24 protein-coding genes are annotated in these 20,432 nt (G+C 29.3%); 22 read left to right on the forward strand and 2 right to left on the reverse strand.

Annotation, left to right across the window (positions count from 1 at the left end; all coding sequences use genetic code 11):
* Positions 1–2: 2 nt before the first annotated feature.
* Genes tsaB through IPM32_11695 form a run of 3 tightly spaced genes read left to right on the forward strand, consistent with a single transcriptional unit; the run spans position 3 to position 2,219 of the window.
* Positions 3–659, forward strand: coding sequence for a tRNA (adenosine(37)-N6)-threonylcarbamoyltransferase complex dimerization subunit type 1 TsaB (gene tsaB / locus IPM32_11685; protein MBK8945916.1), 657 nt, complete (start codon positions 3–5; stop codon positions 657–659).
* On the forward strand, positions 656–1,375 hold the full coding sequence (locus IPM32_11690) for a DUF1573 domain-containing protein (protein ID MBK8945917.1): 720 nt from the start codon (positions 656–658) through the stop codon (positions 1,373–1,375). Before tsaB ends, IPM32_11690 begins: the two co-directional genes overlap by 4 nt.
* Positions 1,376–1,379: 4 nt before the next feature.
* Positions 1,380–2,219: an acetyl-CoA carboxylase carboxyltransferase subunit beta gene (locus tag IPM32_11695; GenBank protein MBK8945918.1), complete on the forward strand. Its 840-nt coding sequence runs from the start codon at positions 1,380–1,382 to the stop codon at positions 2,217–2,219.
* Between the two features lie 21 nt (positions 2,220–2,240).
* Here the strand turns inward: IPM32_11695 and IPM32_11700 are convergent, their stop codons facing one another.
* Both IPM32_11700 and IPM32_11705 read right to left on the reverse strand, forming a co-directional pair.
* Positions 2,241–3,383, reverse strand: coding sequence for a cysteine desulfurase (locus IPM32_11700; protein MBK8945919.1), 1,143 nt, complete (start codon positions 3,381–3,383; stop codon positions 2,241–2,243).
* A gap of 2 nt (positions 3,384–3,385) precedes the next feature.
* Entirely contained in the window at positions 3,386–4,153 is a 768-nt protein-coding gene (locus IPM32_11705; protein ID MBK8945920.1) for a biotin--[acetyl-CoA-carboxylase] ligase, read from the reverse strand.
* A gap of 216 nt (positions 4,154–4,369) precedes the next feature.
* Between IPM32_11705 and IPM32_11710 the strand changes: the two genes are divergently transcribed.
* The 19 genes from IPM32_11710 to vanZ all read left to right on the forward strand — a co-directional run bounded on the left by IPM32_11710 (position 4,370) and on the right by vanZ (position 20,361).
* Positions 4,370–4,804: an Hsp20/alpha crystallin family protein gene (locus tag IPM32_11710; GenBank protein ID MBK8945921.1), complete on the forward strand. Its 435-nt coding sequence runs from the start codon at positions 4,370–4,372 to the stop codon at positions 4,802–4,804.
* 56 nt (positions 4,805–4,860) lie between these two features.
* A complete protein-coding gene (gene dnaK / locus IPM32_11715) occupies positions 4,861–6,792 on the forward strand; it encodes a molecular chaperone DnaK (protein ID MBK8945922.1) in 1,932 nt (643 codons plus the stop codon).
* Positions 6,793–6,839: 47 nt separating this feature from the next.
* Positions 6,840–7,232, forward strand: a complete 393-nt coding sequence (locus IPM32_11720; GenBank protein ID MBK8945923.1) for an Hsp20/alpha crystallin family protein — start codon at positions 6,840–6,842, stop codon at positions 7,230–7,232.
* 111 nt (positions 7,233–7,343) lie between these two features.
* A complete protein-coding gene (def, locus tag IPM32_11725) occupies positions 7,344–7,895 on the forward strand; it encodes a peptide deformylase (protein MBK8945924.1) in 552 nt (183 codons plus the stop codon).
* Between the two features lie 3 nt (positions 7,896–7,898).
* Positions 7,899–8,798 carry a methionyl-tRNA formyltransferase gene (locus IPM32_11730; GenBank protein ID MBK8945925.1) on the forward strand — a complete coding sequence of 300 codons (900 nt, stop codon included), beginning with the start codon at positions 7,899–7,901 and terminating at the stop codon, positions 8,796–8,798.
* A gap of 87 nt (positions 8,799–8,885) precedes the next feature.
* On the forward strand, positions 8,886–10,190 hold the full coding sequence (locus tag IPM32_11735; GenBank protein ID MBK8945926.1) for an aminotransferase class I/II-fold pyridoxal phosphate-dependent enzyme: 1,305 nt from the start codon (positions 8,886–8,888) through the stop codon (positions 10,188–10,190).
* A 103-nt stretch (positions 10,191–10,293) separates the two neighbouring features.
* On the forward strand, positions 10,294–10,695 hold the full coding sequence (locus tag IPM32_11740) for a hypothetical protein (protein MBK8945927.1): 402 nt from the start codon (positions 10,294–10,296) through the stop codon (positions 10,693–10,695).
* Positions 10,696–10,772: 77 nt separating this feature from the next.
* Positions 10,773–11,513: a peptidoglycan editing factor PgeF gene (pgeF, locus tag IPM32_11745; GenBank protein ID MBK8945928.1), complete on the forward strand. Its 741-nt coding sequence runs from the start codon at positions 10,773–10,775 to the stop codon at positions 11,511–11,513.
* The gene (locus IPM32_11750) at positions 11,506–12,414 is read left to right on the forward strand and encodes a DMT family transporter (GenBank protein ID MBK8945929.1); all 909 of its coding nucleotides are present in this window, start codon (positions 11,506–11,508) and stop codon (positions 12,412–12,414) included. The genes pgeF and IPM32_11750 overlap by 8 nt, the downstream gene beginning before the upstream one ends.
* Positions 12,415–12,783: a dihydroneopterin aldolase gene (gene folB, locus IPM32_11755; GenBank protein ID MBK8945930.1), complete on the forward strand. Its 369-nt coding sequence runs from the start codon at positions 12,415–12,417 to the stop codon at positions 12,781–12,783.
* Positions 12,746–13,270 (forward strand): 2-amino-4-hydroxy-6-hydroxymethyldihydropteridine diphosphokinase, encoded by a 525-nt coding sequence (folK, locus tag IPM32_11760; GenBank protein ID MBK8945931.1) that lies wholly within the window; start codon positions 12,746–12,748, stop codon positions 13,268–13,270. Before folB ends, folK begins: the two co-directional genes overlap by 38 nt.
* A gap of 75 nt (positions 13,271–13,345) precedes the next feature.
* A complete protein-coding gene (locus tag IPM32_11765; GenBank protein ID MBK8945932.1) occupies positions 13,346–13,990 on the forward strand; it encodes a deoxynucleoside kinase in 645 nt (214 codons plus the stop codon).
* Positions 13,991–13,992: 2 nt separating this feature from the next.
* Positions 13,993–14,214: a hypothetical protein gene (locus tag IPM32_11770; protein ID MBK8945933.1), complete on the forward strand. Its 222-nt coding sequence runs from the start codon at positions 13,993–13,995 to the stop codon at positions 14,212–14,214.
* Between the two features lie 50 nt (positions 14,215–14,264).
* On the forward strand, positions 14,265–15,197 hold the full coding sequence (locus IPM32_11775; GenBank protein MBK8945934.1) for a Ppx/GppA family phosphatase: 933 nt from the start codon (positions 14,265–14,267) through the stop codon (positions 15,195–15,197).
* A gap of 123 nt (positions 15,198–15,320) precedes the next feature.
* On the forward strand, positions 15,321–16,619 hold the full coding sequence (gene asnS, locus IPM32_11780; protein MBK8945935.1) for an asparagine--tRNA ligase: 1,299 nt from the start codon (positions 15,321–15,323) through the stop codon (positions 16,617–16,619).
* A gap of 24 nt (positions 16,620–16,643) precedes the next feature.
* Positions 16,644–18,011, forward strand: coding sequence for a sodium:proton antiporter (locus tag IPM32_11785; GenBank protein MBK8945936.1), 1,368 nt, complete (start codon positions 16,644–16,646; stop codon positions 18,009–18,011).
* The gene (locus IPM32_11790) at positions 18,012–18,377 is read left to right on the forward strand and encodes a hypothetical protein (GenBank protein ID MBK8945937.1); all 366 of its coding nucleotides are present in this window, start codon (positions 18,012–18,014) and stop codon (positions 18,375–18,377) included. It begins immediately after the preceding gene.
* Positions 18,378–18,386: 9 nt separating this feature from the next.
* Entirely contained in the window at positions 18,387–19,952 is a 1,566-nt protein-coding gene (locus tag IPM32_11795; GenBank protein ID MBK8945938.1) for an NAD(P)H-hydrate dehydratase, read from the forward strand.
* Positions 19,945–20,361 (forward strand): VanZ family protein, encoded by a 417-nt coding sequence (gene vanZ / locus IPM32_11800; protein MBK8945939.1) that lies wholly within the window; start codon positions 19,945–19,947, stop codon positions 20,359–20,361. Before IPM32_11795 ends, vanZ begins: the two co-directional genes overlap by 8 nt.
* Positions 20,362–20,432: the final 71 nt, after the last annotated feature.

Consider the following 20,432-nt stretch of genomic DNA (forward strand, 5'->3'; position numbering starts at 1 on the left):
TGATGGAAAAAATACAAAAAATATTGGCAATCGAAACTTCAAATGAATTATGCAGCGCTGCAATAATTTTTGACGAAAATAATTTTGACGAAAGAAATATCTTATTAAAACATGTTCATTCGGAAAAGTTAATTCCAACAATTGAAGAATTATTGAACTCAAATAAAATTTCTACAAAAGAATTAACAAGTGTAGCAGTTTCAATTGGTCCGGGTTCTTTTACTGGATTAAGAATTGGATTAACTGCCGCAAAAGCAATTGCGTTTACTTCAAATTTACCGATAATTCCAGTTCCGACTTTTTCAGCATTAGCTTTAGAAATTTCAGATTATCTAAAATCGAATTCCGAATATTTTATTGTAAATAATGCAAATATTGAGGAGTGTTATTTTTCAAAATTTATTAGTGAAGAATTTGGTTTTAAAGAAATTATAACTCCTAAATTAATTCTGAAAAATGATTTTAACAATTTTATAAATGAAGATTCATTGATTTTTGGAAATATCAAAAATGTAAAAAATATCAAATTGATAAATTCTCCAAGAGCTTCATATATTGGAAAATGGTCTTATTTTTTTGGTAGAGATTTGTTAACTTTTGATTACGATTTTCTTGAACCAAATTATTTAAAAGATTTTAAGATTAAGAGAATGCAATGAAAAAATTATTTTTAGTTTTCACGATATTTATTTTTAACATTTCCATAAATGCACAACTTTCAAAACCTAAAATCTCTGCATTAACAACAGAATTTGATTTTGGAAATGTAAGAGAGGGTGAAATATTAAATCATAAATTTATTGTTCAAAATACCGGCGGTGATGTTTTGCAGATTACTAAAGTGAAAGCATCATGCGGCTGTACTGCGGCGCAGCCTTCCAAAAATGAAATCAAACCGAATGATACAACTTCAATTAATGTTCGTTTTGATACAAATAGAAGAATGGGCAAGCAGCAAAAATATGTTTATATTTTTACCAACGATCCGGAAAATCCGCAATATAGATTGTCGTTTACCGCAAATATTCTTTCGGGAAATACAACTAATCCGCTTTTTCAACCGGAATTAAAACTTTCAAAATATTCTCACAATTTTGGAAATGTTAAAGAAGGTAAAACCTATAAAGTTAATATTGATGTTTCAAATATTGGCAACAGTAATTTGGAGATCAAAGAAATTAAATCTTCTTGCGGATGTACAAAAACTTCATTGCAGAATAAAAATTTGGTTCCGAATGAAAATTCCGAATTGAAAATTGAATTTAATACAAAAGGTTTATTGGGACAAATTGCAAGAACTGTTACAATTGTTTCAAATGATCCTAAAAATCCATCTCGCGTTTTAACGTTAATTGCTAATATTGAAAAGGAATAATTAAATGGCTTGGTTTAAAAGATCCAAACAAAATATTTCTCCCGAAAGTAAAAAATTAGATGTCCCGGACGGGCAATGGATAAAATGCGAAAAGTGCGGTGAAATAATTTATGCACGACAATTAGAAGTAAATGCTTGGGTGTGTTTTAAATGCGATCACCATTTTAGAATTAATAGTGATGAATATATTTCTATTTTATTTGATAATGGTTCCTTTAAAGAACTTGATAAAAAAATGAAATCAGCCGATCCATTAAAATTTGAAGATACAAAATCATACAAAGATAGAATTACTGAAACGATTAAAAAGACCGGATTGAACGATGCTGTAAAAACGGGTTTGGGAACAATCAATGGGAAGAAAGTAAGTTTTGCATGTATGGATTTTAAATTTATTGGCGGAAGTATGGGCTCTGTAGTTGGAGAAAAAATTGCCCGAGCAATAGATAAAGCTTACGAAAATAAAATTCCGATGATTATAATTTCTCAAAGCGGCGGCGCAAGAATGATGGAAGGTGCGTTATCTTTAATGCAAATGGCTAAAACCAGCAGCAGATTAGCTCGATTGGCAGATGCCGGATTGCCATATATTTCTATTTTGGCTGATCCAACAACCGGCGGAACAACCGCAAGTTATGCAATGCTTGGAGATGTTATAATTGCAGAACCGAAAGCATTAATTGGATTTGCCGGACCGCGTGTAATTAAGCAAACAATCGGAAAAGATTTACCTAAAGGATTTCAGCGTTCTGAATTTTTACTTGAAAACGGATTTGTGGATTCTATAGTTCATCGTAAAGATTTGAAGGAAAAAGTAACTCAATTAATTGGCTATATGAATTAGATTTTTAAAAGGAATAAATATTTATTTCTGATTTTTCGCCGCAATTTTCTTTAAAATCGAAATTGTAAAATCAACATCTGTTTTACTATTTTCAATAGAAAAAGAAAATCTTAAAGTTCCTTTTGCATATTCGATAGTTTTCCCGCTTTCCAAAATTACGTGAGAAGGTTTTAACGTTCCCGAAGTACAAGCTGAGCCGGATGATGCGGCAATTCCGTTAATATCTAAAAACATTAAAATTGATTCTGAATCATTTTTATAATATTCCGGATTGAAAGATATACTAAAAATATAAGGTGAGAAATTTTCAAAACTATTTACTAAAATTTTATTTGCAAAATTTAATTTTAGCTGATCAAAAAAATAATTTTTTAATTCACTCACTTTGTCAAAATTATTTTGCATTTCATCATTTACAATTTTTACAGCTTCAGCAAAACCGATAATTCCCGCAACATTTTCTGTCCCGGCTCTTCTGTTTCTTTCTTGACCGCCGCCAAGAATAAATGATTCCATCGGAGTTCTGCTTTTTACATAAGCAATTCCAATTCCTTTCGGTCCATTTATTTTATGTGCGGAAGCCGAAAGTGCATGAATCCCAAGTTCATTTACATCAATTTTAATTTTACCAAAACTTTGAACTGCATCAGTATGGATATAAATATTTTGCGTTTCCAATTTTGTAAAATCAAAAATACTTCCGGTTTCATTATTAAGATGAATTAAAGAAATTAGTGAAGTTTCAGAATTAATTTCTTTTTTAATTTCAGAAATTTTCGGAAGAAATTTATCATCAATATTTATGTAAGTTGAATTATAATTTTCTTTCCCTAATTTTTTAAAAGTATTTAAAATAGAATGATGTTCACCTTTTGAAGTAATTATTTTATTTCTTCCACTTTCCAGAAATTCTGTTTTTGTAATTCCATTTATTATAAAATTATTTGCTTCGGTTCCGCCGCTTGTAAAATAAATTTCACTGGGATCTGCATTTATAAAATTTGCAATTACTTCTCGGGATTCTTCAATCGCTACTCTGACTTTTCTTCCAAAAGAATGAATTGCGGAAGCATTTCCATAATTTTCTGTTAAATACGGAAGCATCTTCTCCAAAACTTTTGGATGGAGTTTAGTTGTTGCGGCGTTATCTAAGTAAATATTCATAATTACTTTAAAGTAATATCTCCGTTTGTTATTTTTTCTAATTTATCACCAATTTTCAAAATCAAAAAACCGTTTGCATCTATATCATAAAAAATTCCGTGTAAAATTTGATTATTTGAATCGATTGTAATATGTTCGCCGATCATTCTGCATTTTTCTCGCCATTCATCTAAAATTCTTTTTGAGTTAGTTTTTAGTTCAACAAGATTAAGTTCAAAATTATTTAATATTTCACTTAAAAACCTTTCACGTGAAATTTCTTTCTTTACTTCAAATTTTAATGAAGTTGGTTTAATTTTATATTCGCCTTCAAACTTTGTTTGGTTTACGTTTATTCCAATTCCAATAATTAATTTTTCCAGTTTTGCCCCATTGTATGTTGATTCAAGTAAAATTCCGCTAACTTTTTTATTTTTTATCAAAATATCATTCGGCCATTTTAGTTCCGTTTTCAACTGAAATAAATTTTCTATGGAATTTGCAACGGCAAGTGATGCAGATAAATTTATGTGATTAATATTAATTCTATCTAATTTTTTATTAAATAACATTGAGAAAGTAAGATTTTGAGCTTTATTACTAAACCACTTTCTGTTCAATCTTCCTTTTCCGTCAATTTGGAATTCGCTTAATAAAACTGTTCCGTTTTCAAAATTTTCACTTTCTTTCATTAAATATTCATTTGTAGAATTTAATTCTTCCACATAAACAAAATTCCTTCCTAAAAACTTAGTTTCTAATTTTAAATCAAATTCTTCGATGTTAAACATAAAACCTCCAAGTTACGACAAATTGACAAAGTTTAAGACAAAAAACAATATTGTGCGCCAATTATACTTAATTATGACAATATGACAAAAAAAAGTAAATTTCAAAAAAAAACCTAAATTATTTAATTATAATAAGTTACGGTTAAATTAAATTTTGGCACATTTTCTGTTAACTAAAGATCAAAAATAATCAAAAATTAAAAAGGAGAACTTAACATGACACTTTTAAGATTTGAACCAATGAGAGATTTTGATCATTTAGCAAACCGTTTTCAAAGATTCATTGATGAATTTCCGGGTTTTACAGCAATTGAAAAAGATAATTTTTCACCAAGAATAGATATTTCCGAAAATGAAAAAAACATTATTGTCGATGCTGAAATTCCGGGAGTTAAAAAAGAAAATTTAAAAATCACATTGCAAGATAACATTTTAACAATTGAAGGTGAAAAGAAAAAAGTAACCAAAGAAAAAGAAAAAAATTATTATCGTGAAGAAAGATCTTACGGAAAATTTAAAAGAAGTTTCACATTGCCGGTTGAAGTTGATTCAAATAATGTTGAAGCAAGATTTGATAACGGAATGTTGGAGATAAAATTGAATAAGCTTGAACCAAAAACCGCAAAAGAAAAAATTATTGAACTAAACTAAATAAGTTAAAAGCGACTCATATTGAGTCGCTTAATTTTTAATTAAGGAGAAATGAAATGGGTAAAATTATAGGAATTGATTTGGGAACAACAAACTCGTGCGTAGCTGTGATGGAAGGTAATGATCCGGTAGTAATACCAAATTCAGAAGGTGGAAGAACAACTCCATCAGTAATAGGTTTTACAAAAAGCGGTGAAAGATTAGTTGGTCAACCGGCAAAAAGACAAGCAGTAACTAATCCAAATAATACAGTTTTTTCCGTTAAAAGATTTATGGGAAGAAGATTTGATGAAGTTGGAACCGAAATAAGAGAAGTGCCATATAAAGTTGTTGCGGGAGATAATGGATCTGCAAGAATTAAAATAGATGAAAGATTATATTCACCCCCGGAAATTAGTGCAATGGTTTTGCAGAAAATGAAAAAAACAGCCGAAGATTATTTGGGTCAAGAAGTAACAGAAGCTGTAATTACTGTTCCGGCTTATTTCAATGATGCACAAAGACAAGCAACAAAAGATGCCGGTGAAATTGCCGGATTATCAGTAAGAAGAATTATAAATGAACCAACAGCTGCAGCACTTGCTTATGGTTTGGATAAAAAACATAAAGAAGAATTGGTTGCTGTTTATGATTTAGGCGGCGGAACTTTTGATATTTCTATTCTTCAATTAGGTGATGGAGTTTTTGAAGTTAAATCAACCAACGGTGATACACATTTGGGTGGTGATGATTTTGATCAAAGATTAATTGATTACTTAGCAAGTGAATTCCAGAAACAAGAAGGAATCGATTTGCGCAAAGATCCTATGGCGTTGCAGAGATTAAAAGAAGGTGCAGAAAAAGCAAAAATTGAGTTGTCTTCAACTACTCAAACTGATGTAAATTTGCCTTTTATAACTGCTACTCAAGATGGTCCTAAACATTTAAATATCACAATTTCTCGAGCAAAGTTTGAACAATTAATTGATGATTTAATTGAAAGATCAGCTGGACCTTGCGAACAAGCAATAAAAGATGCCGGAGTTTCAGCTTCACAAATTGATGAAGTTATCTTAGTTGGTGGTTCTACAAGAGTTCCAAAAGTTCAAGATTTGGTTAGAAAAATATTTGGAAAAGAACCTCATAAAGGCGTAAATCCGGATGAAGTTGTTGCAGTTGGCGCAGCAATTCAAGGCGGTGTTTTAGCTGGTGATGTAAAAGATGTATTGTTGTTGGATGTTACACCACTTTCGTTGGGAATAGAAACTTTGGGCGGAGTGATGACAAAATTGATTGAATCAAATACAACTATTCCAACAAAGAAAAGTGAAGTATTTTCAACTGCGGCTGATAATCAACCGAGTGTAGAAATTCATATTCTTCAAGGCGAGAGATCAATGGCAGCTGATAACAGAACCTTGGGAAGATTCCATTTAGAAGGACTTCCACCGGCACCAAGAGGAATTCCTCAAATTGAAGTTACTTTTGATATTGATGCAAACGGAATTATGCATGTTTCTGCAAAAGATAAAGCTACTGGAAAAGAGCAAAGTATTAGAATTACATCTTCGAGTGGATTGAATAAAGATGAAATTGAAAAAATGAAAAATCAAGCTAAAGAACATGCTGCTGAAGATAAAAAGAAAAAAGAAAGTGTTGATATTAAAAATAGTGCTGATAATTTAGTTTTTCAGACAAAGAAACAAATTGAAGAATTAAAAGATAAATTGCCAGCTGATACAAAATCAAAATTGGAAGCAGAAATTGCTAATGTTGAAGAAGCAATTAAAACAAATAATACAGATACAATCAAAGCTGCAACTGATAAACTAAGTAAAGTTTGGAGTGATGCTGCACAAAATTTATATCAACAACCGGGTGCTCAAGGTCAACCTGGGCAAGGGTTTGATCCAAATGCACAACAATCACAACCAAAATCGGAAGCACCAAAAGACGAAAGTAAAAATGTAGAAGATGCTTCTTATGAAGTTGTTGATGACGATAAATAGAAAATATTATAACGAAATGAATAATTGAAAGTAAAGGAGAAATAAAAATGGAAGAAACAAATTTATTAACAAATGTTGAAGAAAAGAGAAGTTGGGAGGAAGCTCTCGAAAAAGAATCTTGGGTTGCACCATTAATAGATATTTACGAAACAAATGATGATTATTTCATAATTGCGAATATGCCGGGCGTTAACAAAGAAGATGTAAAAATAAAAGTTGAAGACGGCGATTTGGTAATTATGGGAAGAATTAATTACTCAGATGTTTTGAATAAAAAATATTTGTTAAAGGAAATTGATCCAAGTAATTATTACAGAAAATTCAAACTTTCTGATAGTGTGAATGAAGAAAAAATTGTTGCCTCTATTGAGAATGGAAGGTTAACAATCAATCTTCCTAAAGTAGAAAGAGTTAAACCTCGCACAATAGAAATTAAGTAAATCTTAATTACAAACCTCAGTCAAAAGCTGAGGTTTTTTAATTTCGTAAACTTTTATCTTCAATCAAACTTAATTATTTTTATTTATCAAAATTATAAGGATGAGTTTTAAATGTTAGTTTATCCAATTACACAATACGGCGATAAGATTTTAAGAAAAGTAGTTAAACCGGTTAAAGCAATTGATGATGAAATTATTAGAATTGTTAAAAAAATGTTTGAAACAATGAGAAACGCCTATGGAGTTGGATTAGCCGCAAATCAAGTTGGATTAGATAAACAAATTTTTGTTGTTGATGTTTCAACCGTTGAAGATTGCGAAGGTATAAAACCAGTTGCAATGATAAATCCACAAATAATTTTGCAATCCGATGAAAAAATAATTTTGGAAGAAGGATGTTTAAGTTTGCCAAGTCTTAGAGCGGATGTTGAAAGAGCAAAAGATATTAGAATAAAATATTTATCTACAAATGAAGAAGAAGTTGAAATTGAAGCTTCTAATTTTTTTGCAAGAGTTATTCTCCATGAATATGATCATCTAATTGGTAAAATGATTCCAGATAGAATTGCTGAAAGTGAGAAAAAAAAATTATCAAAACTTTTGAAGAAAATTCAAAATAGAGAAGTAGATTGTGATTACCCAGTAACTGAATTAGAAATTTAAAATATGAAAATAATTTTTTTTGCAACTCCAGATTTTGCAATTCCTTCTCTTAAAATTCTTCACGAAAACAATCATGAAATTCTAGCTGTTGTAACTGCACCGGATAAACCTCGCGGGCGTGGGCAGAATTTATCACCAACTCCAACTAAGCAATTTGCTGTTGATAATAACATCAAAGTTTTCACTCCGGAAAATTTAAAAGATGAAAATCTTGTAAAAGATTTAAAAGAATTAAATCCAGATTTATTTGTTGTTGTTGCATTTAGAATATTGCCAAGAAGTATTTACACAATTCCAAAATTTGGATCTTTCAATTTGCACGGATCTTTGCTTCCAAAATATAGAGGAGCTGCCCCGATCCAATGGGCATTGATAAATGGTGATACAGAAACTGGATTAACAACATTTTTTTTGGAAGATAAAGTTGATACGGGAAATATTATTTTAACAGAAAAAGTTGAAATTTTAGGAAGTGATAATTTCGAAACACTTCATGATAAAATGAGTTTGGTTGGTGCAGATTTAACTTTACGAACTGTAAATTTAATTCAAGAAAATAAAATTGAACTTCAAAAGCAAGATGATTCAATTGCAACACCGGCTCCAAAAATAACTAAAGAAATTTGTGAAATTAATTGGAATAAAACCGCGTATCAAATTCATAATTTAGTAAGAGGATTATCTCCATTTCCCGGAGCTTTTTTTTATCATAATGAAAAATTGTATAAGGTTTACTCAACTAAAGTTTTACAAAATTCAGATTTGAAAACTGGCGAAATTTATCAATCTAAAAATGAAATTATAATTGGCACATCTCAAAATTCAATTCAGATTATTGAAATTCAACCGGAAGGACGAAAACGAATGAAAACCGAAGAATTTCTGCGAGGTTATTCTCTTTAATAATACCAAAAATTGTTCTTCAATTATTCTTTCAATGGACTTACAAAATTACTTTAGCTAATTTTAAATATTAAAATTGAGGTAAGTATGAAAGAAAATAATAACAACAATGATTCTAAATATTCCATGGATACACATTTAATTTATGGAAAAAATGTTTCAAACAAATGGGATTATAGCCACCATGTAACTGCACCGATTTCTTCATCCACAACTTTTAGGCTTGATTCTGTTGAGCGCGGTGCAGAAGGTTTTATGCAATTTGCACAAACTGAAGCTCATGGAAATGAACAGCCAATTTTTATTTACGATAGACTCGGCGAACCCAATAAAGATATGCTTGAAGAAAATTTGGCATTTATTGAAAAAGGTGAAATGGCTGTTACATTTGCAAGCGGAATGAGTGCAATTTCCGGAGTTTTAGGAATTCTTACAAAATCCGGTGATGAAATTATTACACACACAACTTTGTATGGATGTACAATTTCGCTTTTTAATAATTGGTATCCGCGGTTAAATATAAAAGTTCATCCGGTTGATTTAACAAATCTCCAAAATATTTATTCCGTACTAAATGAAAACACAAAAGTTATTTATTTTGAAACACCGGCAAATCCCAACTTGGATATTATAAATATTATTGAGTTAAGAAAAATTGTTGATGAAATTAATAAATCAAGAAGCGAAAATAATTTATTAACAATTGTTGTTGATAACACTTTTGCAACTTCATTCAGTCAGAGACCAATAGAATTAGGTTCAGATTTCACTGTTCATTCTTTAACAAAAGGAATGGGCGGATTTGGAACAGATATGGGAGGTGCTGTAATCGGTAAAAATAAATATCGTGACGCACTTCTTCTTTATAGAAAAGATTTCGGAGCTGTGCTAAATACAAAAAGTGCTTGGGCAATTTTAACTTACGGATTGCCGAGTTTGGCACTTCGACAAAAACACCAAATTCAATCATCAATTAAAATTGCAGAATTTTTAGAAAATCATCACAAAGTGGAATTTGTTAAATATCCGGGATTGAAATCTCATCCGCAGTATGAAATTGCAAAAGAACAAATGATAGATTTCTACGGAAATTTTGCACCGGGAAGTTTAATTTATTTTGTACTAAAAGGAAATACTCCGGAAGAAACAAAAAATAATGGTAAAAAGTTAATGGATCATATTGCACAAAATGCTTATACAATGACGTTGGCAGTAAGTTTGGGTCATACAAGAACTTTAATTGAACATCCGGCTTCGATGACACATTCTGTAATTCCAGCTGATAAATTAGTTGAACGTGGAATTGATGCCGGTGGTGTAAGATTAGCAATTGGAATTGAAAATGTAAATGATGTTTTAACCGATTTGGAGGAATCCTTAAAAGTAATTTAGTACTTTAATAAAAGTAGTGAGTGAAAATTTTCATTCACTACATAAATTTTCATTTCAAAAAAATATTTCCGATAATATCAATTATTCACAGATTGAGTGAAATTTGAAATTTCTTTTTATAAGCATTTTATTTTTTTCTTCAAATTTATTTTCTCAAGAAATTGAAAATCTTGAACAGAATGTTGTTGGAATGATTAACTCAAATGGAGAAATTTATTTAGTTCTTGAGAATGGTTTTTTAAAATTAGAAAATGACGAAGCCTATATTGAGTATTACAGAAAAATTTATAATGATTCCACAATTACAAACCCAAATACAGAAATAAAGGAAAATTATTCTCTCAACTTTTTTCCGTATTTAATACCAACTCAAAACGATTTTAAAATTGATTTTGATCAACCGATGAAACTTGGAATTTTAATTGAACTTAAAAGTTCAGAGAAATTCAATTTATCGGACTATGGAAAAACTGTCGTTGATTCAATTAAAAACAAATCAAAGTAAGTAAAAATTATTTACAACTTTTAATTGCAGAACTTCGTTAGTAAATTTCACTTCATTTTTTCAGAATCTAAAATCTTATGGTTATTCACAAATCGAAAATATTAGAAAAATTTCCGGAAATAATTTTTGGCTTCAGTCAAAAAATTAAATTAATTGAAAATGATAAATTTAATTTCAACATGTCAAAATCGATTGGCGATGATGAAAATAAAGTTGAAAGTAATCGAGAAAAATTCTTTAATCATTTAGGATTAAATTCAAAAAATGTTGTAATTGAAAAACAAACTCACAGTGATATTATAAATTTTGTTGAAAGTTTTGAAAAAAACTTAACCGGAGATGCATTAATTACAAAAACTAAAAATTTTGGTTTGGCAGTTTCAACTGCGGATTGCACAAATATTTATTTATATGATTCTAAAGAAAAAGTAATTGCTGCAGTTCATTCCGGTTGGGAAGGAACAGAAAAAAGAATTTTGGAAAAAACCGTACGAAAATTAATTGATGGATTTTCGTGTAATCCAAAAAATTTGGTTGTTTATTTTGGACCTTCAATTTCTCAAAAAAATTATGAAGTTGGAAAAGAATTCGATCAAAAGTTTGAATCAAAATATTTAATTCCAAATGGAGAAAAATATTTACTCGATTTGAAATCTGCAAATAAAGATATTTTGTTGAAATTCGGTGTTCCCGAAAATCAAATTGAAGTTGACGAAATTTGCAGTTTTAGGAATTCTAATTTTCATTCATTTCGAAGAGATAAACAAAATTCCGGTCGGGCTTTTGGCGTAATTGCTATGAAAGGAACAAATGAGTAATTCATTAAAAATTGCTTTGGGATATGTTGCAATTTGTCTTATTTGGGGCTCAACGTGGCTTGCAATAAGGCTGGGATTGGATTCATTAACTCCTTTAATTTCTGCGGGATTGCGTTTTCTTTCAGCTTCAATAATAATTTTTGCAATCGTATTTATCAAAAAAATTGAAATGCATTTGGATTCCAATTCAATAAAAATGTATATTTTTTTAGCATTCTTTTCATTTACAATTCCGTTTGGGTTGGTTTATTGGGCAGAGCAATTCGTGCCAAGTGGATTAGCTTCAGTATTGTTCGGAATCTTTCCATTTTCAGTTTTCGTATTTTCTTGGTTTATTCTCAAAGGAGAATCTGCAGATTTTTTCAAATTGGCAAGTGTAATTTTAGGCTTCATCGGAATTCTAATAATTTTTTCAGATAGTTTAGAATTGGATATTGAAAATCATACTTTAGGATTATTGGCGGTTTTGTTAAGCGCAATAATTCAAGGTTCAAACTCAGTTGTGGTAAAAAAATGGGGAAGTCATCTTCATCCGTTTTCACTAAATGCAATTCCGTTGTTGATTGCCGGAATTTCCATGATTTCGTTAAGTTTCTTTTTCGAAGATTCATCAATTTGGGAATTTAACACAAAAGCAATTTTGTCAATTTCTTACTTAGCTGTTGTTGGAACAATTGCGGCTTTTACAATTTATTATTGGTTGTTAAAGCAAATTAACGCGGTGATTTTAGCGCTTTCATCATTTATAACCCCAATTATTGCATTAATTTTGGGCTGGCTGATTCTTAACGAACAACTTTCTGCAAAAGTTTTAGTTGGGGCACTTTTTGTGTTAATTGGAATTTTATTTGCTAATTTTAAGCAATTAAGAAAATATATTCTTAATAAAAAGGAATTGTAAATGTTAAATGTTGTTCGAATAAAAAATGCGGTTTTTTATGCATATCACGGAGCTTTAAAAGAAGAGCAGTTTATTGGCGGAAAGTTTGAAGCCGATGTTGATATGTTTTTCAGTTTTACGGAAGCTGCCGCAAATGATGATTTATCTAAAACAATAAATTATGATGAAGTATATAAATTTATTAACAAAATAATTCATGAAAAAAAATATTATTTGATAGAAACATTGGCAACAATTATTGCAGATAGTTTATTAAAGACTTATCCCATTTTAGAAAAAGTAAAGGTAAAAGTCAGAAAAAATAATGTTCCCGTCGGCGGAATTATTGAACATGTGGAAGCAGAAGTTGAAAAAGGCAGAAACGAATAAAGTATATATTGGAATTGGCTCAAATGTTGGGAATCGTTTATTAAATTTTAGAAAAACTATAAAATTAATTAGCGAAAATGAAAATATTTCTGACGTAAAAATTTCTTCAATTTATGAAACTTTGCCTTACGGAAATATTGAACAAAATAATTTTTATAATGCAGTAATTTATTTCAACACAAAATTAACTTTGCAAGAACTTTTTGATTTTACAAAATCTATTGAGAAAAAAATCGGTAGAATTAAAAGACAAAATTGGGGACCGCGCGAAATTGATTTGGATATTTTATTATTCAACAAATTGGTTTTTGCCGATGAATATATTTCAATTCCGCATAAAGATTTGGTAAATCGCGATTTTGTTTTGGTACCATTATTGGAATTATCTAAAAATTTGGTAAATCCGGAAACAAAAATTAAGTTAAAAGAATACCTAAATAAATTATCTCATAAATTTATAATTAGTAAATTTGGATTAGAAATTTAGATCAATAATTAGCATTTTTCATTACTTTCATTTTAAAACTATTTTGAAAATATAATTTTGAATACGGAGAATTTTTTGGAACAACCGAGATATATCGCAATTGAAGGTGTAATTGGAGCTGGTAAAACAGCATTAGCTAAAAAATTATCAGAAAAACTTTCGGCAAAATTAGTTTTGGAAGAATTTGAAAACAATCCATTCTTAGAAAAATTTTACGATGACAGAAAACGTTACGCATTTCAAACACAGATGTTTTTTTTAATTAACAGATTTAAGCAACAAGAACAGTTTAACCAAGAAGATCTTTTTACGGAATATTTGGTTTCGGATTATTTTTTCGATAAAGATCAAATTTTTGCATATTTAAATCTTTCTGGTGAAGAACTAAAATTGTATGAAGGAGTTTTTCCCTTGTTGAAAAGAAATTTGCGACAAATCGATTTGGTAATTTTCCTCCAAGCAAGTGTCGATCGTTTAATTTATAATATTAAAAAACGTGGAAGATCGGTCGAGAAAAATTTAACAAGAACATATATTCGTGAATTAAGTGAAGCTTACAATAATTTTTTCTTCAAATACAGTTCAACGCCTTTGCTAATTGTGAACACAACTGAAATTGATTTTGTAAATAAAGAAGATGATTTTGATGAACTCTATAATCAAATTTTTAGAAAAGATAGAGGTTTCATAGAATATTTTAATCCAAAAATAAAAGTATAAAAATGACCGGAATATTTAGATTATTATTTTACATTTTAATTGGCTATATATTTTACAAAAGCTATAAAGTAATTGTAAATATGTTTAGAAATTCTTCAAACAGAAATTCTGAAACAAATATTTTTGATAAGGAAAATGTAAAAAGTAAAATTAACAAAAAAGAAGTTATCGATGCAGAATTTGAAGATATTAATGATAAAGATAACCCGCCTACAGATAAATAAAAAATCTAAGTTTTTGCGAATTTACAAAACAAAGTTAAAAACTTTATTCCATGAAAAAAATTGCCGCAATTGATATTGGTTCAAACTCATTTCACTTAATAATTGCACAAATTTCACAAAACTTAAATTTAGAAATTATTCATCGCGAACGAGAAGTAATACGTTTAAGTGAAAATTTTACAAACGAATCAAAAATAATTTCCATAGAATTAATTGAAAAATCGCTTTTAGTTTTAAATAAATTTTCAGAAATTGCCAAATTACATAAAGCAGAAATATTTGCCGTTGCTACAAGTTCGGTTAGAGAATCTTCAAATCAAAATATATTTATAAAGAAAATTTTTGATGAAACCGGAATCCAAATAAAAGTTATTGATGGAATTGAAGAAGCCAGATTAATTTATTTGGGAATTTCAAATTCCATTAAAATTAAAAATAAAAAATGTCTCTGTATTGATATTGGCGGTGGAAGTACGGAATTTATTATCGGCGAAAATGAAAAAATAATTTTTTCAGAAAGTTTAAAACTCGGTGCAGTTCGCTTAACGCAAATGTTTTTCCCGGATTTTACAATTACGGAATCTAAAATAATTGATTGTAAAAAATATATTGAACAAAATTTAGCAATATCAAAAAGTAAAATTAATTTTGAAGAAACTGATATTGTAATTGGAACTTCCGGAACAATTTTATCTGTGGGAAATCTTATAAATTCTATAAAATTCAAAAAAGTAAATTTGGAAAGTTTGAATAATTTCAAAATTGAGAAAGAAGATTTATTTGAAATTCAGAAAATTATTTTATCGGAAAAAACTTTTGAAGAAAGAAAAAGTATTGCCGGAATTGATGAGAGAAGAGCTGATATTTTTCCCGCCGGAATAATTTTATTAACTACAATTTTTGAGCAATTCAAAATTAAAGAAATGGTAGTTTCCGAATATGCTTTACGCGAGGGAATTATTTTTGACACTTTGAAAAATTAAATTTCTGTCTATCTTTAAAACACTTAGACCAAAATAAATATTTAAATAACAAAATTTGTGAAACTGTACTTAAAAGTATTATTTTTCTTTAATTAATTTTTCGTACTAAATATTGGAAATTATATGCTCTCTCATGTTTATATTAAAAATTTAGAAAATCATATTGGTCAAACCGTAACATTAAAAGGCTGGCTGTTTAATAAAAGGTCTAGCGGAAAAGTAAAATTTTTAATTTTACGTGATGGAAGCGGATATCTGCAATGTATTGTTTTTAAAGGAAATGTTTCCGAAGAAGTGTTTCAATTAGCTGATTCTATTACTCAAGAAAGTAGTTTTGAAATTACGGGAATTGTTAAATCAGAACCGCGTGCAGTTGGTGGTTTTGAGCTTGATGTTACAGATTTAAAATTAATTGGAGATTCGGTTGATTATCCTATTACACCAAAAGATCACGGAATTGAATTTTTAATTGATAAGAGACACTTGTGGATTCGCTCAAAAAGACAAGCAGCAATTTTAAAAATTCGACATCGAATTGTTAAAGCAATAAGAGATTTTTTTGATGAACGAGATTTCACACTTTTTGATCCGCCCATTATTACACCAAATGCATCTGAGGGAACTTCCACACTTTTTGAAATGGAATATTTTGATTTGGGTAAAGCATATTTAACACAATCCGGACAACTATATGCGGAAGCCGGTGCAATGGCTTTGGGCAAAGTTTATACTTTTGGTCCAACGTTTAGAGCGGAAAAATCGAAAACAAGGAGACATTTAACAGAATTTTGGATGGTGGAACCGGAAATGGCTTTTTATAATCTTGATGACGATATGGATTTAGCCGAAGAATTTCTTGAACATATTGTCCAAACAGTTTTAAAGGATTGCAAACCTGAATTGGAAATTTTAGAAAGAGATACTTCAAAATTAGAAAAAGTTGTACGACCATTTCCAAGAGTTTCTTATACGGAAGCCGTGGAAATTTTACGTTCTAAAGGACAAGAATTTGAATGGGGAAATGATCTTGGTGCACCGGATGAAACAGTAATTTCCGAACAATTTGATAAACCGGTTATGGTTCATAGATATCCCGCAGAAATAAAAGCTTTTTATATGAAACGAGATCCGGAAAATCCTAAAGTTGCATTGGCTGTTGATGTTTTAGCTCCCGAAGGTTACGGAGAAATTATCGGCGGAAGCCAAAGAGAAGATAATTTAGATTTAATGTTACAAAGAATAAATGAACATAAATTACCACAGCATTATTTTGAATGGTATTTGGATTTACGAAGATTCGGTTCGGTTCCTCATGCGGGATTTGGTTTAGGTTTAGAAAGAACAGTAACTTGGATTTGTGGAATTGAACATTTACGTGAAACAATTCCTTTCCCAAGAATGATTTACAGAAATACACCTTAATTCTAAAATAAATCTTGAATTTTTATGAAAACTAAAATTGTTTCACTTTTCTTACTATTATTTTTCTCTCCCGAATTTTTATTTGCATCGGAAGGCTCTCACACATTACCGGCAACTTTTATGGTAATTCCTTTTATTGTTCTATTATTAATGATTGCAACCGGACCTCTGTTTTATCATCATTTTTGGGAACATCATTATCCAAAAGTTTCAATAATTTTAGGATTGATAACTGTAATTTATTATTCAGCAGTACTTGGTGATACTCACAGTTTACTTCACACATTAACAGAATATTTAGCATTTATTGCTTTACTTGCATCTCTATTTGTTGCTTCAGGTGGAATTTTAATAAAAATTGATAAAAAATCCACACCACTTTTAAACTCAGTAATTTTATTTTTTGGAGCAGTAATTGCAAATGTTATTGGTACAACCGGTGCATCAATGTTATTGATTAGACCATTTATTAAACTTAACAAAAAACGAATCAAACCTTATCAATTTATATTTTTCATTTTTGCTGTAAGTAATGTTGGAGGAGCATTAACACCTATTGGTGATCCGCCATTATTTTTAGGGTTTTTACGCGGAGTTAATTTCTTTTGGTTTTTTGGTCATATTTGGTATATATGGTTATTAGCTGCATCACTTATTGTAATAATTTTCTACATAATTGATTCAAAAAATATTTTAGAAAATGATCAGGAAAATTATTCAGGTAAAATTGAATTTAAGGGATTCAAAAACGTAATTTATTTGATTGTAATTTTAATTTCGGTATTTATTGATCCGGCAATAATTCCTTGGGTTCCAAGTTTATCTCCGCTACCATTCGGAATTAGAGAAATAATTATGTTTTCAATTGTGTATTTTGCTTATAAAAATGCCGATAAAGAAATTCTTAAAGCAAATGAATTTGATTTTGAACCAATAAAAGAAGTTGCATTTTTGTTTATTGGAATTTTTGCAACAATGATTCCGGCATTGCAATTAATTGCTCATGAGGCAAATGTTTATGGCGATAAGTTAATCCCCGGAATTTTTTATTGGGCAACAGGAAGTTTATCAGCATTCTTAGATAATGCCCCAACTTTTCTAAATTTTCTTAGTGCAGCAATGGGAAAATTTGGTTTGGATGTAAACAAAATTGAACAAGTTCATCAGCTTTCTATTGATTATCCAATTTATCTATCCGCAATTTCAGTGGGAGCTGTATTTTTTGGCGCAATGTCATATATCGGCAACGGTCCAAATTTTATGGTGAAATCAATTTGTGAAAGATCAGGAATTAAAATGCCAAGTTTCTTTGCATATATTGTTAAATATTCAATTCCGGTTTTGCTTCCAATTTTTGCATTAGTTTGGCTATTATTTTATTACGGAGTTTAAATGAGAACATTAGATCAAGTTTTGGAAAAAAAAGTAAACGGACTTTTTTACGGATCACGAGTATTACTTCCTTTTGTCTGCGATATTTTAAAAGCAGTAATTGATGACGAAATCATTTATGATTTCAGTTCTGTTTCAGAAGGTGCGTATTATGAAAAGTTTGATGAATTTACGGAAATTTATTTTTTCGATCATGAAGATATCTTAAGTGATGTTTCCAAATATGAAACAATAAAATTAATTTTGGTTGAAGATGGGGAAGATATTTTTGATATGAAATCGCATAGAAAAATTTCTTTAAATCCATCTGAAAATCATATTTTGGAAATTACTGAAATTGGTGACGATGTTATTTTTATTGAATAGGTTTATAAAGTGATTCCACTTTTTAGCATAAATCAAATCAGAAATGCAGATAAATTTGCAGTAGAAAATTATTCTTTCGCTTCAGTTTTATTAATGGAAAATGCTGCAGAAAGTATAAAAACTGAAATATTTAAAGAATATCCAGATATTAATAAAAAACATAATATTTCAATTATTTGTGGAAAAGGCAATAACGGCGGCGATGGTTTTGCATTAGCAAGAAAATTATCGGTAGAAAATTTTGAAGTAAAAGTTTTAGTTATTCCAAACGAAAATGAAATCTCCGGCGATGCGAAAATCAATTTTGAAATTTTAAAAAGTGTTTCCAAAGATTATAAAAATCTGCATATCAAATTTTTCAAAAAAATATCCGATTTGAATTTTATTAAAAATTCTGATTTCATAGTTGATGCTATTCTTGGTACGGGCTCGCAAGGTGAATTAAAATCTCCGATAAGAGAAATTGTAGAAAATTTAAATAATACTTCTGCAGTAAAAATTTCGATTGATAATCCAACTGGATTAAATTTAGAAAATGCAAGCGGAAATACAATCTTCAGAGCAGATCTCACTGTAACTTTAGCTGAATTAAAAACCGGACTTTTTTATGAAAATGGAAAATTTAATTCGGGTAAAATTGTCAAAGGTTCAATTGGAATTGGCGGAAATTATTTTGATAAATTAGACGTTAAGGAATATTTAATTGAGCCGGAAGATGCAATTTTAGGACTTCCTAAAAAAGTATCAAATTTAAATAAATATTCTGCGGGAAAAGTTTTTGTAATTGCCGGATCTGGAAAAATGTCGGGGGCTGCAGTTTTTGCTATAAACGCCGCAATGATTTCCGGAAGCGGTGCCGGATATTTAGCATTTCCAAAATCTGTAAGAAATTTGGTTCAACCAAAAATGAATTCAGCAATTGTATTTTCATATAATGATAATTATTCGGAAATTTTATCTACAAAAAATCTTGATGAATTATCTGAAAAAATTAATTGGGCAGATTCCGTTTTAATTGGTCCCGGTTTGGGAAGAAATATTGAAACACAAAATTCAGTAGTTGAAATAATTAAGAAAAATCCCAAAACAAAATTTGTAATTGATGCTGACGCAATTTTTAGTTTAGGTAACGGAAATTATAAAAAATTGAATTTAGCAAATTGTGTATTTACACCGCATCATAAAGAATTTGCTGATTTACTTGGAATTGAATTGGAAGAATTAAAATTAAATCTTTTTAAATTCGGTAGAAAATTTGTTGAAGAAACAAAATCTTTTTTGGTACTAAAAGGAGCGTCAACAATTTTATTTAATAAAAATGGGGAGATTTTTATTAACACATCCGGAAATTCCGGTTTGGCAAAATTTGGAAGCGGAGATGTTTTGAGCGGAATAATTTCGTCATTTATAGCTCAGAAAAAAGAATTAGAAAAATCAATAATTTCTTCTGTATATTTGCACGGTTTAACCGCAGATTTAATTTCTGCTAAAGAATCTGAATTCGGCATTACACCGGAAAAAATAATTTCAAACTTTCCAAAAACAATAAAATTTTTGAGAAAATCATTTGTATAATTATATAAAAGAAAATAGACTAAAGGTTTTAACAATCCCTCTAATTCTTTATTGGATAATTTTGTTTATTGCAACAACATTACCTTCAACTCCTTATGTAGATGTTTTTGATATATCAGATAAAATTAAACATTTTGGTGCATATTTAATTTTGGCTGTTTTATTGGGACTCAATCTTCATTTTCAAGAAAAATGGAAAGGTGTTACACAAAATTTTTTAAAATTCACATTTATTATTTGCATTTTTTATGGACTGATTGATGAATTACACCAAATTTTTGTTCCGAATAGATCCGGTGAATTTTTGGATTGGGTTGCAGATTTGATAGGAACAATTGTTGGTATTTTAATTATTAAAATTTTCCTAACAATAATTAAAAATAAATCGACACAAATTGAAACAACTTAGAAAAATTTTTGTATAATTTTTGTGCTATAATTTGACAATAAAAGAATGTTTTTTTATGTTTTAATTCAAAT

The sequence above is a fragment of the Ignavibacteriota bacterium genome, from assembly GCA_016716225.1.
Lineage (GTDB): Bacteria > Bacteroidota > Ignavibacteria > Ignavibacteriales > Melioribacteraceae.

Bases quoted from the DNA above. Each gene is read 5' to 3' on its own strand.
- tsaB (MBK8945916.1), top strand. From the start codon at position 3: ATGGAAAAAATACAAAAAATATTGGCAATCGAAACTTCAAATGAATTA.
- IPM32_11690 (MBK8945917.1), top strand. From the start codon at position 656: ATGAAAAAATTATTTTTAGTTTTCACGATATTTATTTTTAACATTTCC.
- IPM32_11695 (MBK8945918.1), top strand. From the start codon at position 1,380: ATGGCTTGGTTTAAAAGATCCAAACAAAATATTTCTCCCGAAAGTAAA.
- IPM32_11700 (MBK8945919.1), bottom strand. From the start codon at position 3,383: ATGAATATTTACTTAGATAACGCCGCAACAACTAAACTCCATCCAAAA.
- IPM32_11705 (MBK8945920.1), bottom strand. From the start codon at position 4,153: ATGTTTAACATCGAAGAATTTGATTTAAAATTAGAAACTAAGTTTTTA.
- IPM32_11710 (MBK8945921.1), top strand. From the start codon at position 4,370: ATGACACTTTTAAGATTTGAACCAATGAGAGATTTTGATCATTTAGCA.
- dnaK (MBK8945922.1), top strand. From the start codon at position 4,861: ATGGGTAAAATTATAGGAATTGATTTGGGAACAACAAACTCGTGCGTA.
- IPM32_11720 (MBK8945923.1), top strand. From the start codon at position 6,840: ATGGAAGAAACAAATTTATTAACAAATGTTGAAGAAAAGAGAAGTTGG.
- def (MBK8945924.1), top strand. From the start codon at position 7,344: ATGTTAGTTTATCCAATTACACAATACGGCGATAAGATTTTAAGAAAA.
- IPM32_11730 (MBK8945925.1), top strand. From the start codon at position 7,899: ATGAAAATAATTTTTTTTGCAACTCCAGATTTTGCAATTCCTTCTCTT.
- IPM32_11735 (MBK8945926.1), top strand. From the start codon at position 8,886: ATGAAAGAAAATAATAACAACAATGATTCTAAATATTCCATGGATACA.
- pgeF (MBK8945928.1), top strand. From the start codon at position 10,773: ATGGTTATTCACAAATCGAAAATATTAGAAAAATTTCCGGAAATAATT.
- IPM32_11750 (MBK8945929.1), top strand. From the start codon at position 11,506: ATGAGTAATTCATTAAAAATTGCTTTGGGATATGTTGCAATTTGTCTT.
- folB (MBK8945930.1), top strand. From the start codon at position 12,415: ATGTTAAATGTTGTTCGAATAAAAAATGCGGTTTTTTATGCATATCAC.
- folK (MBK8945931.1), top strand. From the start codon at position 12,746: ATGTGGAAGCAGAAGTTGAAAAAGGCAGAAACGAATAAAGTATATATT.
- IPM32_11770 (MBK8945933.1), top strand. From the start codon at position 13,993: ATGACCGGAATATTTAGATTATTATTTTACATTTTAATTGGCTATATA.
- IPM32_11775 (MBK8945934.1), top strand. From the start codon at position 14,265: ATGAAAAAAATTGCCGCAATTGATATTGGTTCAAACTCATTTCACTTA.
- asnS (MBK8945935.1), top strand. From the start codon at position 15,321: ATGCTCTCTCATGTTTATATTAAAAATTTAGAAAATCATATTGGTCAA.
- IPM32_11785 (MBK8945936.1), top strand. From the start codon at position 16,644: ATGAAAACTAAAATTGTTTCACTTTTCTTACTATTATTTTTCTCTCCC.
- IPM32_11790 (MBK8945937.1), top strand. From the start codon at position 18,012: ATGAGAACATTAGATCAAGTTTTGGAAAAAAAAGTAAACGGACTTTTT.